The organism is Proteiniphilum sp. UBA1028, from assembly GCF_002316955.1.
Lineage (GTDB): Bacteria > Bacteroidota > Bacteroidia > Bacteroidales > Dysgonomonadaceae > Proteiniphilum.
On the sequence record NZ_DCEN01000043.1, the window covers coordinates 38,542 to 49,840 of the forward strand.

The 11,299-nt window shown below is 50.1% G+C and carries 12 protein-coding genes and 1 pseudogene; 10 read left to right on the plus strand and 3 right to left on the minus strand.

From position 1 onward, the window contains the following. The first annotated feature begins 50 nt into the window (after positions 1–50). From B3Z75_RS07485 to nuoE, 10 genes are all read left to right on the plus strand, one after another. Positions 51–395 carry a transcriptional regulator gene (locus tag B3Z75_RS07485; RefSeq protein WP_294069448.1) on the plus strand — a complete coding sequence of 115 codons (345 nt, stop codon included), beginning with the start codon at positions 51–53 and terminating at the stop codon, positions 393–395. After that, entirely contained in the window at positions 392–850 is a 459-nt protein-coding gene (locus B3Z75_RS07490; protein WP_294069451.1) for an ATP-binding protein, read from the plus strand. Before B3Z75_RS07485 ends, B3Z75_RS07490 begins: the two co-directional genes overlap by 4 nt. Next, positions 847–2,235, plus strand: a complete 1,389-nt coding sequence (locus tag B3Z75_RS07495) for a [Fe-Fe] hydrogenase large subunit C-terminal domain-containing protein (RefSeq protein WP_294069454.1) — start codon at positions 847–849, stop codon at positions 2,233–2,235. The genes B3Z75_RS07490 and B3Z75_RS07495 overlap by 4 nt, the downstream gene beginning before the upstream one ends. Next, on the plus strand, positions 2,207–2,554 hold the full coding sequence (locus tag B3Z75_RS07500) for a DRTGG domain-containing protein (RefSeq protein ID WP_294069457.1): 348 nt from the start codon (positions 2,207–2,209) through the stop codon (positions 2,552–2,554). The genes B3Z75_RS07495 and B3Z75_RS07500 overlap by 29 nt, the downstream gene beginning before the upstream one ends. Continuing rightward, positions 2,551–3,309 carry a PHP domain-containing protein gene (locus B3Z75_RS07505; protein ID WP_294069461.1) on the plus strand — a complete coding sequence of 253 codons (759 nt, stop codon included), beginning with the start codon at positions 2,551–2,553 and terminating at the stop codon, positions 3,307–3,309. Before B3Z75_RS07500 ends, B3Z75_RS07505 begins: the two co-directional genes overlap by 4 nt. Further along, positions 3,302–3,868 (plus strand): ATP-binding protein, encoded by a 567-nt coding sequence (locus B3Z75_RS07510; RefSeq protein WP_294069464.1) that lies wholly within the window; start codon positions 3,302–3,304, stop codon positions 3,866–3,868. The genes B3Z75_RS07505 and B3Z75_RS07510 overlap by 8 nt, the downstream gene beginning before the upstream one ends. A gap of 113 nt (positions 3,869–3,981) precedes the next feature. Continuing rightward, on the plus strand, positions 3,982–4,371 hold the full coding sequence (locus B3Z75_RS07515) for a (2Fe-2S) ferredoxin domain-containing protein (protein WP_294069467.1): 390 nt from the start codon (positions 3,982–3,984) through the stop codon (positions 4,369–4,371). A gap of 11 nt (positions 4,372–4,382) precedes the next feature. After that, positions 4,383–6,212, plus strand: coding sequence for an NADH-quinone oxidoreductase subunit NuoF (locus B3Z75_RS07520; protein WP_294069470.1), 1,830 nt, complete (start codon positions 4,383–4,385; stop codon positions 6,210–6,212). A gap of 16 nt (positions 6,213–6,228) precedes the next feature. Beyond that, positions 6,229–8,013 carry an NADH-dependent [FeFe] hydrogenase, group A6 gene (locus B3Z75_RS07525; RefSeq protein ID WP_294069473.1) on the plus strand — a complete coding sequence of 595 codons (1,785 nt, stop codon included), beginning with the start codon at positions 6,229–6,231 and terminating at the stop codon, positions 8,011–8,013. Positions 8,014–8,067: 54 nt separating this feature from the next. After that, a complete protein-coding gene (gene nuoE, locus B3Z75_RS07530) occupies positions 8,068–8,577 on the plus strand; it encodes an NADH-quinone oxidoreductase subunit NuoE (RefSeq protein ID WP_294069544.1) in 510 nt (169 codons plus the stop codon). A 21-nt stretch (positions 8,578–8,598) separates the two neighbouring features. Here nuoE and hydE read toward each other — a convergent pair whose 3' ends face one another. The 3 genes and pseudogenes from hydE to B3Z75_RS07545 all read right to left on the minus strand — a co-directional run. Next, on the minus strand, positions 8,599–9,672 hold the full coding sequence (hydE, locus tag B3Z75_RS07535; protein WP_294069476.1) for a [FeFe] hydrogenase H-cluster radical SAM maturase HydE: 1,074 nt from the start codon (positions 9,670–9,672) through the stop codon (positions 8,599–8,601). Between the two features lie 10 nt (positions 9,673–9,682). Then, positions 9,683–10,885, minus strand: coding sequence for a [FeFe] hydrogenase H-cluster maturation GTPase HydF (gene hydF / locus B3Z75_RS07540; RefSeq protein ID WP_294069479.1), 1,203 nt, complete (start codon positions 10,883–10,885; stop codon positions 9,683–9,685). A 57-nt stretch (positions 10,886–10,942) separates the two neighbouring features. Continuing rightward, positions 10,943–11,299 (minus strand): annotated as a pseudogene (locus tag B3Z75_RS07545) ([FeFe] hydrogenase H-cluster radical SAM maturase HydG); the annotation flags it as partial.

Genomic DNA, 11,299 nt, shown 5'->3' on the forward strand with positions numbered 1-11,299 from the left:
TGTTTCAAAAAAATCGAATAGCTGCTTTTGTACATTGTTTATATTAAAAAATGAATTTACAAAGGATAAACGAAATAATTGACGGTACAATTCGACTCGATTGTAGTTCGTTTCATGATTACACAAACGCTTTTGCCTCCGATCTGATGAGCGACGTACTGCGTTTTCAGATGGAAAAGACTGTCCTTATCACAGGGTTGTGTACAATACAAGCAATACGTACGGCGGAGATTATCAATATCTCCTGTATTATTTTCGGCCGGGGTAAGCAGGTGACCGAGGAAATGCTGATTTTGGCTAAAGAACATCGTATATCGATTGTTGTCTCCGGGGCTACAGTTTTCGAGATAGCCGGAAAATTGTACCAAAATGGGCTGAAGCCCATTCCCAGATGAAGATGCATTACGACATAGAGGGAGGTAATTTCAGCGCAGCCGGGCGAGCAAGCTCGGAAATAAAGAAGACCCTGAAGCAGTTTAATATAGCACCGGCTCTTGTGCGTAGAATTGCCATAGCGCTCTACGAGGCCGAAGTGAATGTGGTGGCGCATGCATGGAAAGGGACCATGAACGTGGATCTCACGCCGGAGGGCATCAATGTGGTAGTGGAAGATGAGGGGCCTGGCATCGAAGATATTGGCAAGGCGATGGAGGAGGGCTTTTCTACTGCCAGCGACAGGGTCCGTCAGATGGGATTTGGCGCCGGGATGGGGTTGCCCAATATCCGGAAAAACTGCGACGAGATGTACCTATCGTCCACACCCGGAGTAGGAACACGTCTTGAAATAAAAGTATATTTTGGTGCTTCTTCAGTTTGTGAGAGTTGTCACCGTAATTTTCCTGCAGAATGAAAGACAGGAACTACATACATTCCATACAAATTGATACCTCCAAGTGTATCGGTTGTTCGCATTGCATGCGAGTCTGTTCCACACAGGCTATCCGGATTGTGGAGGGCTTTGCGCGCATACAACCGGGAAGGTGTGTCGATTGTGGAGAATGCTACCGTGTTTGCCCGCAGCGGGCTGTGTATGCGAAAGACGATGGCTTGGATGCCGTGAGCAGTGAGGGATACCGGATTGCACTGGTTCCTTCCGTCTTTATCGGACAGTTTCCATCCGAATATTCAGCGACTAGAGTGCTGGATGCCGTGAAGCAGGTGGGCTTTGACGAAGTATTTGAGGTAGAACAGGCGGTGGACTTCATGAAGGAAGCCTATAAATCGATTGCGGAGAAGAGCGTTTCCCGTCCGCTCATCAGTTCTTTTTGTCCCGCTGTCGTCCGGCTTATCCAGGTACAGTATCCTTCCCTTACCGAGCTGATTATGCAGGTAAAGGCGCCTCATGACATCGCAGCTCTCTATCTGCGGAAGTCGAAAGAGAAGGATGGGGGAATCCCCGAAAGGATATACATTTACTATGTAACCCCGTGTGCAGCAAAAACGGTGGCAGCCCGTGCTCCTGTCGGCGAGTTGCAGTCGCCCATCGATGCGACCATCAACATGACAGAGATCTTTAATAAAGCATCGAAAATTATGGTTGGGAATAAAAATTCCGGTCTGCACAAAACGTTTGCCAATATGAGCCCCGACTCGGTCAACTGGTCTTTGTCCGGGACCGAAAAAAAATATTTTCCCGGGAGGAGCCTGGCTATTGACGGCATGGATAACGTGATTGAGTTCCTGGAGAAGCTGGAGTCGGGGCATATTTCCGGCATCGATTTCCTGGAGATGAGAGCCTGTGATCAGGGCTGTGCCGGTGGTATTCTCTGTCCCGGAAACAGATTTCTCGCGGTGGAGCGGCTCGAGCACCGCCAGAAGAGACTACTAAAGTTGAAAGATACCCATGGCGGAAGCGAGAGAAACCCGCTCATGGCCTTTAAGGATACTCTTCACGGGCTTTCGGGGGTTGACCCGGTTTATCCGCGTGAAGGCTTACTCCTGGACGATGATATGGAGAAAACATTGATAAAGCTGCAGCGTATTGATCGGTTAATGAGTTACTTTCCTGGTTTTGATTGTGGTGCCTGTGGTGCGCCAGGCTGCAGAAGCCTTGCCGAAGATATTGTGAGAGGCAAAGCGAGCATCTCTCATTGCGTTTTTGTGCAGCGTGTTATGGAGAAAAATTACAAACTGAGTCCTGATCAGGCCTTCGTGGTGATCGAAAAGATATGGGGCAGGAACAGGCTCAATAAATACAGAGACTCGGATGGAAAAGAATCTTTTACAGCTTATTGAAGAGATGCATTATTCCTGTTTGTCTGGTAAAATGCTTCCCGATAGGATAGTGAGGTCTGCTTATGTGTCAGATTTGCTGAGCGATGTGATGGGAAAGGCACAGCCGGGAATGGTGTGGATCACTTCGCAGGTGCACAAAAATATTGTGGCGGTAGCCTCACTCAAAGAGTTGAGTGCGGTCATCGTGGTCAATGAGCGGCATGTGGATCCTGAAGTGTTGGAGCATGCCGAAGCGGAAGAGGTGGTGATTCTCACATCCGGGCTGCCAGCCTTTGAAACTGCCGGGAGGTTATATCAGAAATTGAACGAGATGGAATGAGCATCAGCATGCATCATGCCGATTTACATATTCACACCTGTCTCTCACCATGCGGCAGCCTGGAGATGAGCCCGCGTAATATCATCCGTGTTGCGAAGGCGAAAGGGTTGCAGATGATCGCTATTACCGATCATAACACTACAGGAAACGTGCACGTTTGTGTGGAACTGGGCAGCCGGGAGGGGATATATGTGATACCGGGTTGTGAAGTAAACACCCGGGAAGAGGTGCATTGCCTCTGTTATTTCCCCCATCTGCAGGCGATGGAAGTGTTTCAGGGCTATCTGGAAGAGAGGATGACCGGTGTGAAAAATGACCCCGCCAGGTTTGGCTATCAGGTTGTAGTAGATGAGGACGACGCCATCCTGTACGAAGAAGAACGTTCTTTGTTTGTTGGTATTGATGATGAGGTAGAAGGCGTGGCAGAGCAGGTGCACCGGCTGGGAGGTATTTTTGTGCCGGCACATGTTGACAGGCCGAAGAACAGCCTTCTTAGTCAGCTCGGTTTCATTCCTCATGGTCTGGTGTATGATGCGCTGGAGGTTTCGAGGGCCACGACAGTGATGGAGTTTGTAGAAAAACATCCGGAGCTGAGAGGTAATCGCTTTCTACAAAACTCTGACGCTCATTATCTGAAAGATATTGCCACGGTCCATAATGCTTTTTATATGGACAGGCTCGACTGGGGCTGTTTTAAAGCTGCTTTTCGCGAAAAGAAAAATCCAGGATCTCAAATCAATTGCTCCCATGGTTGATATGGCAATGCACATGATGGATGTCGTCCAGAATTCTATCCGGGCACAGTCGAAAGAAATTGAGATCGGCTTCTTTGAGGATAGCAGCAATCATACGCTTACATTCCGGGTAGAAGACGATGGTTGTGGAATGAGTAGAGAGGCTGTTCAAAAGCTGGCCGACCCCTTCTTTACCACACGCACTACCCGGAGAGCCGGGCTGGGTATCCCCCTTTTAAAGATGACCTGCGAGCAGGCCGGGGGGGCGCTGAGTGTGCTTTCGGAAGCGGGTGGGGGAACTGTTGTGGAAGCGGTTTATCGTACTGATCATCCGGACTGTCTTCCTCTGGGAGATATTGCCGGATATTTAGCCTTGCTGCTGAAAGCGAATCCCGGCATTCGTATACGGTTTGCCTACCGGATGGACAAGGCGCTTTTTACAATCGACTCCCACGAATTGCAGAAGGAGGGAGTCGATGTGCTATGCCCGGGGATGATGTCGGCAGTGAAAGAGTATATCCGGCAAAACCTGAACGAGTTATACACAAAAAGGCCTTCCGGCAGTCTTCTGTGCAGATAACTGATGCAGGGAAGTCGTTATGATGGAAAAACCAGTAAACAGCTAAATCTTCGACTTTAGTTGCATGCATTTCAAAATGAATATGCGAAAGTTCAATTAATAATTTTAATCGTATGGATGGAATAAAAACACTTGCCGACCTGAAAAAAAAACAGGAAGAGGTCCGGTCCCGTATCGATCTGAGAAACAGGGCTGAAAGTCCCGAGTCCATCGTTCAGGTGAAGGTGGCGATGGCCACCTGCGGAATTGCCTCGGGAGCCAAAGAGGTGATGGAGTACTTCGTGGAAGAGCTTGACAAGCGAAGCATCGACGCGGTAGTGACACAGACAGGATGCATGGGTTATTGTTTCGCCGAACCCACCGTGGAAATAACCATGCCCGGAAAGGAACCGATGGTTTTCGGTTATGTAAATGCCCGTAAAGCAGACGAGATCATCGAACGCTATATTAAGGAAGGTGAGCTTGTGGACGGCATCATACCGCAGAATTACAACACCATCTAAATACCTGATATATGAGTCAATACAATACACACCTGCTTGTTTGTGCAGGTACCGGATGTCATTCATCAGAAAGCAGCCTGGTGTACGAAATGCTGCGTGATGAGATAATGAGAAAAGGATTGGATAAAGATGTGCAGATCATCCGTACCGGCTGTTTCGGCTTTTGTGAGAAAGGACCTATTGTGAAGATCCTGCCCGACAACACTTTTTACACTCAGGTTAAGCCGGCAGATGCGAAGGAGATCGTCGACGAACACATCATCAAGGGTCGCAAGGTAACCCGTTTGCTCTATACGGATCCGGAAACAGCAGAGCATATTCTCGATTCCAGGCATATGGGGTTCTACAAGAAGCAGCTGCGAATAGCGTTGCGCAATTGTGGCATCATCGATCCGGAGAATATCGACGAGTCGATAGCGAGGGATGCCTATCAGGCACTGGGCAAGGTACTCACCGGGCTGACACCTCAGGAGACCACAGAGGTGATCAAAAAATCGGGACTGCGTGGACGTGGCGGTGCGGGATTTCCCACCGGACTGAAATGGGAATTCACCGCCAGGAATAAGGCGGTCCAAAAATATGTGGTCTGCAATGCCGACGAAGGTGACCCGGGCGCATTCATGGATCGGTCTATCCTCGAAGGAGACCCGCACTCCGTACTCGAAGCGATGGCTATCTGCGGTTATTGTATCGGTGCCACGAAAGGATTGATCTATATACGTGCAGAGTATCCCATGGCTATCAAGCGGTTGAAGATAGCTATTGCGCAGGCCAGGGAGCTTGGGTTGCTGGGTGAACATATTTTTGGTACCGGATTCTGCTTTGACATCAGTTTGAAATATGGCGCCGGCGCTTTTGTCTGTGGAGAGGAGACAGCCTTGATTCATTCTATGGAAGGCAAACGCGGAGAGCCCTCCAGTAAGCCTCCCTTTCCGGCGCAATGTGGCTATCTTGGCAAGCCTACTTGTGTAAACAACGTGGAGACCTTTGCCAACATTCCGGTGATCATCCTCAGGGGGGCCGATTGGTTTTCGGGAATCGGCACTGAAAAGTCGAAAGGCACAAAAGTGTTTGCTCTCGCCGGAAAGATAAACAATGTAGGTCTGATTGAGGTGCCAATGGGTACTACCTTGCGGGAAATCATTTTTGAAATTGGAGGAGGTGTCAAGAACGGGAAGAAGTTTAAAGCCGTACAGACGGGAGGTCCTTCGGGCGGCTGTCTGACCGAAAAGCACCTCGATACCCCCATCGACTACGAAAGCCTTCTGGCTGCCGGTTCCATGATGGGGTCGGGAGGCATGATCGTGCTGGATGAGGATGACTGCATGGTCTCGGTTGCCAAGTTTTACCTCGATTTTATTGTGGAAGAGTCCTGTGGAAAGTGTGCGCCCTGCCGCATTGGCAATAAGCGGCTCTACGAAACACTGGAAAGGATCACGGCAGGCAAAGGCGTGCAGGAAGATATTGAAAAACTGAAGAACCTGGGTAGTGTCATAAAAGATACCTCGCTGTGCGGACTGGGGCAAACGGCGCCAAATCCGGTGCTCTCCACTCTCGGTAATTTTATGGAGGAATACATGGAGCATGTGCATGATAAAAAGTGCCGCTCCGGCCAATGTCGCAATCTGCTCTATTATGTGATATCGGAAGAAAACTGTATTGGCTGTATGGCTTGTAAGCGCGTTTGTCCCACACATGCCATCAGTGGCGAAAAGAGAGAGGTTCATCAGATCAACCAGGATATATGCATCAAGTGTGGCGCCTGCATGGAAAAATGCCAGTTCGATGCAATCAGCCTGCAGAACGATTATCCGAGAGTAACTGTAATGGCTAACTGTTAATTAAAATAACGAGACAATGATAGAACTCACCATAGACAAGAAAAAAGTGCGGGTAGAACAAGGAACTACCATTTTAAAAGCTGCACAGCAGGTAGGCATAGAAATTCCCACGCTGTGTCATTTCGAGCTGTGCGATATGGGAATTGAAAACAGGCCCGGTGGATGCCGTGTTTGTGTGGTAGAAGTGGAGGGACGCAGAAACCTGGCTCCCTCGTGCATCACCGAAGCAGAGGATGGCATGGTTGTCAAGACGCACAATATCAGGGTTCTAAATGCCCGCACGACGGTGCTAAAGCTGATTATCTCAGACCATCCTTTCAACTGCCTGGTGTGTGCCAAATCGGGTCATTGCGAATTGCAGAGCCTTGCCACGCAGTTTGGCATCCGTAGCCTTCCGTATGAGGGGGAGCAGTCACATTACCGGAAAGATACATCGCCTTCCATCATCCGGGATGTGGACAAATGTATCATGTGCCGGCGCTGTGAGATGATGTGCAACGAAGTGCAGACAGTGGGAGCGCTTGCCGCCGTGAATCGCGGATTTATGTCGGTCGTGGCGCCTGCTTTCGAGATGAATCTCGTGGATTCGCCCTGTACCTATTGCGGGCAGTGCGTGTCAGTTTGTCCCACCGGTGCGCTTACCGAGGTGGATCACACCAACGACATTATCCGGGCGTTGAGTGACCCAGCCAAGACCGTTGTCGTGCAAACAGCTCCTGCCGTACGTGCTGCTTTGGGTGAAGAGTTTGGTTTGGATCCGGGGACGCTTGTGACCGGAAAAATGGTGGCTGCCCTGCGGGAGATGGGATTCGACTATGTGTTTGATACCGACTTCAGCGCCGATCTGACCATCATGGAGGAGGGGACAGAGTTGCTGCAGCGTATACGGGGCCACCTTGCCGGTGATAGCTCTGTACGACTGCCTATTCTCACATCCTGTTGTCCGGGATGGGTGAACTTCTTTGAACACAACTTCCCCGATCTGCTGGATGTGCCCTCCACGGCGAAGTCGCCGCAGCAGATGTTCGGTGCAATAGCCAAATCCTGGTTTGCCGGAAAGATCGGTGTAAACCGGAAAGATCTTATTGTGGTATCCATCATGCCCTGCCTGGCAAAGAAGTATGAGTGTCAGCGCGATGAGTTCAAAACAGACGGTAGCCCCGATGTGGATTTTTCCATCTCTACCCGCGAGCTGGCTGCTTTTATCAAACAGGCGAACATCGATTTTCTGAACCTTCCTGACGAGGATTTCGACGACCCCCTTGGAGAGTCCTCCGGGGCAGGCGTGATTTTCGGAAATACCGGCGGGGTGATAGAGGCCGCTTGCCGTACGGCGTATGAGCTGCATACAGGGAAAGCGTTGAAAAAGGTGGATTTCCACGAACTGCGTGGAGTGGAAGGTATCCGGTCTGCCGTTATAGACTTCGACGGATTGAAGCTCAATATTGGCATCGCTCACGGACTGGGCAACGCCCGCAAGCTGCTCGATGAAGTCAGGGCCGGCACCTCCCACTATCACGCTATTGAGATCATGGCATGTCCGGGAGGCTGCATTGGCGGAGGTGGACAGCCTTATCATCACGGTCACAGCGAAATTCTCGCCAAACGTGCGGCAGCCATCTATGCAGAGGATGAGCGCAAACCGATCCGTAAATCACACGAGAACCCCTCCATCATCAGACTCTATGATGAGTTTTTGGGCCATCCGGGTAGCCAGAAGTCCCATAGCCTGCTGCATACCGAGTATTTTCCGAAAAGCAACGAGGTCTCAATTTATTTAAATGGTCATAACGGTAAGTAAAACAAGAGAGATATGAGTCAAAAGTTAAGCATAGCGGCCGAAGTGTTTGCTTACATGGAGGATTTGGCCGGAACCGACGGCATAGCGGTAAAGGTGAACCTTTCGAAAGAGAAGATAGAGAAAATCAACCAAGTGTGCAATGCCTATCACAACGACCCGGGTGAACTCATCAATGTGCTACACGAGACACAACATGAGTTTGGCTACCTGCCTGCGGAGGTGCAGGATGTGATTGCGCACAACTTGCATCTTTCCGTGGCTCACGTGTATGGGGTGGTGACTTTCTATTCCTTTTTTTCGATGATCCCCAAAGGGGAGCATCCTGTCTCCATCTGTACCGGTACCGCATGTTATGTGCGGGGTGCAGAGATGGTGCTGGAAGAGTTTAAGAAAGAGTTGCATGTGAAAGTAGGGGAGACCACTCCCGATGGCAGGTTTTCCATCAACTGCCTGCGCTGCGTGGGTGCGTGCGGATTGGCACCTGTAGTGCTCGTGGGCGAGAAAGTGTATGGGCGGGTATCTCCCGACGGGGTCAAGGCCATCCTGGAGGAATATAGGAAATAGAAACCTTTCAGAGGATTGACGTCATTTCGACAAGTTTCTGTAATGCAGTGAGTTCCCTTGGAGAAAATAGCCGATCTTATGATCTATGGTCTTCAGGCGCTGTTCCAGCAGAAGAAGTTCATCACCGTCGCTGTTGACCGATACGGGTTTATTGTCGTATAGGAGATAGTCGCCGCGATATTGTTTTGGCGTGATGTTCGGCATCAACACGTTGGCCCCTGCCCGTATTGCCTGTTCGCGTCCATCCCTTTGGATAGCCTGCAGTGCGGTGGTGGCAGCTATGTTGATGTCCGGCATCAGGATGCGAAGCAATGCTACCATTTTGAGGCTTAGGCAGAATCTCTCCATGAGAGAAGAGAGCTGCCCCCGGAGAGCGTACAGGGGTGTGCTGGCCTGTTCGATATAAGGCCCCATGCCGCACATGTCTATGTCAGACTGCTTCATGAACAACAGGTCGTCTGCCAGCATCTCATTTGTCTGAAACGGCAATCCGATCATGACGCCCGTCCCCACCTGGTAGCCTGTTTTACGCAATGCCTCCAGGGCATGGACCCGCTTGCTGTAGTTGTGTTTTTCATTGTTGGGGTGCAATCTGCGGTACAGCTCTTCCGAGGAGGTTTCAATGCGCAGCAGGTAGCGGTCTGCTCCGCTTTCAAACCAACGGCGGTATGTTTCTTCCGTTTGCTCGCCACAGGAGAGAGTGATGCCGATCTCCCCGTGGGTCATTCTTTTGGAGTCCACTACAATCTTGTTGATTTTGTGAATAAAGTCATTGGAGGTGATTTCGCCCGACTGTACTGCCACGGAGCCATATCCTTTTTCGTATGCTTCTTTCACCGCCTGCATCACGTCGTCGTGGCTGAGGATGTAACGGCGAATATGGCTGTTGGATCTTCTAATGCCACAGTAGTAACAATCCTTTCCGCAGATATTGGAGAGCTCGATCAATCCGCGTAGCCAGACGTTGTTGCCCACATGGTGCAGTTTTATTTTTTCAGCGTGTTCGAACAGTTGCTGTTGTTCCTCGCCCACCAGGGAAAGCAGTGTGACGATATCCTCTTTCGACAGTATGTTTTTCTGCAATGTTTCAAACATCCGATGATTGTTATATGGCGGTTGTTTTGTCGAAAACCTCCGTTGCCCTTTTAAAAATCCCATGCAGATATGCCAGTGCCATTCCATAGTTGGTTACCGGTACTCCCGCCTCGATGAACGGGTTTAGCCGGTTGAGCAGTTGCTTCCGTGTGATCATGCAGCCACCGCATTGGATAACAAGGGAAAAGTCGCTCACGTTCCGAGGAAGTTTTGAGATGCCTGTGACCACGGAGAAGTTCAGCTTTTTTCCGGTGAACTGCTCCAGCAGCTTCGGTATCTTTACCCGTCCGATATCGTCGCAACTGGTCTGGTGCGTGCAGCTCTCAAGAATGAGGACGGAATTTCCATCTTCAAGTGCTGAGATGCACGGGGTGCCTTTTGCGAAAGCCTGAAAATTACCCTTCAGCCGGGCAAACAGGATGCTAAAGCTGGTGAGGGGAATCGTTTCCGGAATTTTTTCCGCCACAGCACGGAACGCCGAGCTATCGGTAATAACCAGGGCAGGGGTGATGCCGGTCTCGAGAAAGTCGGAAAGTTCGCTCTCTTTCACGATCGCAGTGATGCAATGGTTGTCCAGCGCATCGCGGATGGTTTGGTTCTGTGGCAGGATCAACCGCCCTTCCGGGGCTTCACTGTCGATGGGTGTGATGAGTAGTATCACGTCCTTGGGCTTGACCAGGTCGCCAATCAGCGAACATTTCAGAAAGGCTGTTTTCGGCACGATCCGCTTCAATGCGTCAATCATTCTGTTTTTGTCTGCCGGGTTTGTCGTGCTGAAGTCGATGATTTCCGCGTTGGAGTGATTCTTGATGGCAGTTTTGGTAATCGCTGCTATTTTATCGATATCATTTTTGTTATGCGCAATGAGGTAGGGCACTTCCTGTTTTTTAAACTGTTCAATTAGTCGCACCTCGTAATCACCAAACTGGTTGCCGGCAATCAGTAATATTGCACAATCGACCCTTTGGATAACCTCCTGTGATCTTTGAATTTTTTTAATGCCAATCTCGCCCAGGTCGTCTATTCCGGCAGTGTCTATCAGGATGGCCGGGCCAATGTCGAAAATTTCGACCGACTTTTTCACGGGATCTGTCGTTGTTCCTGGAAAGTCGGATACAATGGAGATATCCTGTCCGGTGATCATATTGATCAGCGAGCTCTTTCCTGTGTTTCTGCGCCCGAAGATGCCGATATGTAAGTTGCTCTCTCTCATTTTATTTCAATTATGGATTCTCGGTTTTCCCTTCTCCTTCTTGACCGAAGGATGACTTCAAAAGTAGAGATCCCGTTCGCCTCCCCTTATTCTGATTATTCTCTCCCCTACCTCTTTCCGCACATGCTCATTGAGTTCGTTCATGTTTTTCTCTATTACTTTCCATCCCTCTGCGGCCGTCTTCCCCGGAGCATAATCCACCAGGTATTCAGCCAATGTGAGGATGGCATTGGGTGTACAGAAGCGTTTGATGAATCCGGGCACGGAGAATTCCATGAAGTGCTCGCCCGTCCTCCCGAGCCGGTAGCAGGCCGTACAGAACGAAGGCAGCATCCCTTGTGCAAGCAGCTCGTCGATGATCTCGTTGAGCGAGCGGTCGTCGTTGATCCTAAACTGCCCCCTGTTCAGGTCCTG

Bases quoted from the DNA above. Each gene is read 5' to 3' on its own strand.
- B3Z75_RS07485 (WP_294069448.1), top strand. From the start codon at position 51: ATGAATTTACAAAGGATAAACGAAATAATTGACGGTACAATTCGACTC.
- B3Z75_RS07490 (WP_294069451.1), top strand. From the start codon at position 392: ATGAAGATGCATTACGACATAGAGGGAGGTAATTTCAGCGCAGCCGGG.
- B3Z75_RS07495 (WP_294069454.1), top strand. From the start codon at position 847: ATGAAAGACAGGAACTACATACATTCCATACAAATTGATACCTCCAAG.
- B3Z75_RS07500 (WP_294069457.1), top strand. From the start codon at position 2,207: ATGGAAAAGAATCTTTTACAGCTTATTGAAGAGATGCATTATTCCTGT.
- B3Z75_RS07505 (WP_294069461.1), top strand. From the start codon at position 2,551: ATGAGCATCAGCATGCATCATGCCGATTTACATATTCACACCTGTCTC.
- B3Z75_RS07510 (WP_294069464.1), top strand. From the start codon at position 3,302: ATGGTTGATATGGCAATGCACATGATGGATGTCGTCCAGAATTCTATC.
- B3Z75_RS07515 (WP_294069467.1), top strand. From the start codon at position 3,982: ATGGATGGAATAAAAACACTTGCCGACCTGAAAAAAAAACAGGAAGAG.
- B3Z75_RS07520 (WP_294069470.1), top strand. From the start codon at position 4,383: ATGAGTCAATACAATACACACCTGCTTGTTTGTGCAGGTACCGGATGT.
- B3Z75_RS07525 (WP_294069473.1), top strand. From the start codon at position 6,229: ATGATAGAACTCACCATAGACAAGAAAAAAGTGCGGGTAGAACAAGGA.
- nuoE (WP_294069544.1), top strand. From the start codon at position 8,068: ATGGAGGATTTGGCCGGAACCGACGGCATAGCGGTAAAGGTGAACCTT.
- hydE (WP_294069476.1), bottom strand. From the start codon at position 9,672: ATGTTTGAAACATTGCAGAAAAACATACTGTCGAAAGAGGATATCGTC.
- hydF (WP_294069479.1), bottom strand. From the start codon at position 10,885: ATGAGAGAGAGCAACTTACATATCGGCATCTTCGGGCGCAGAAACACA.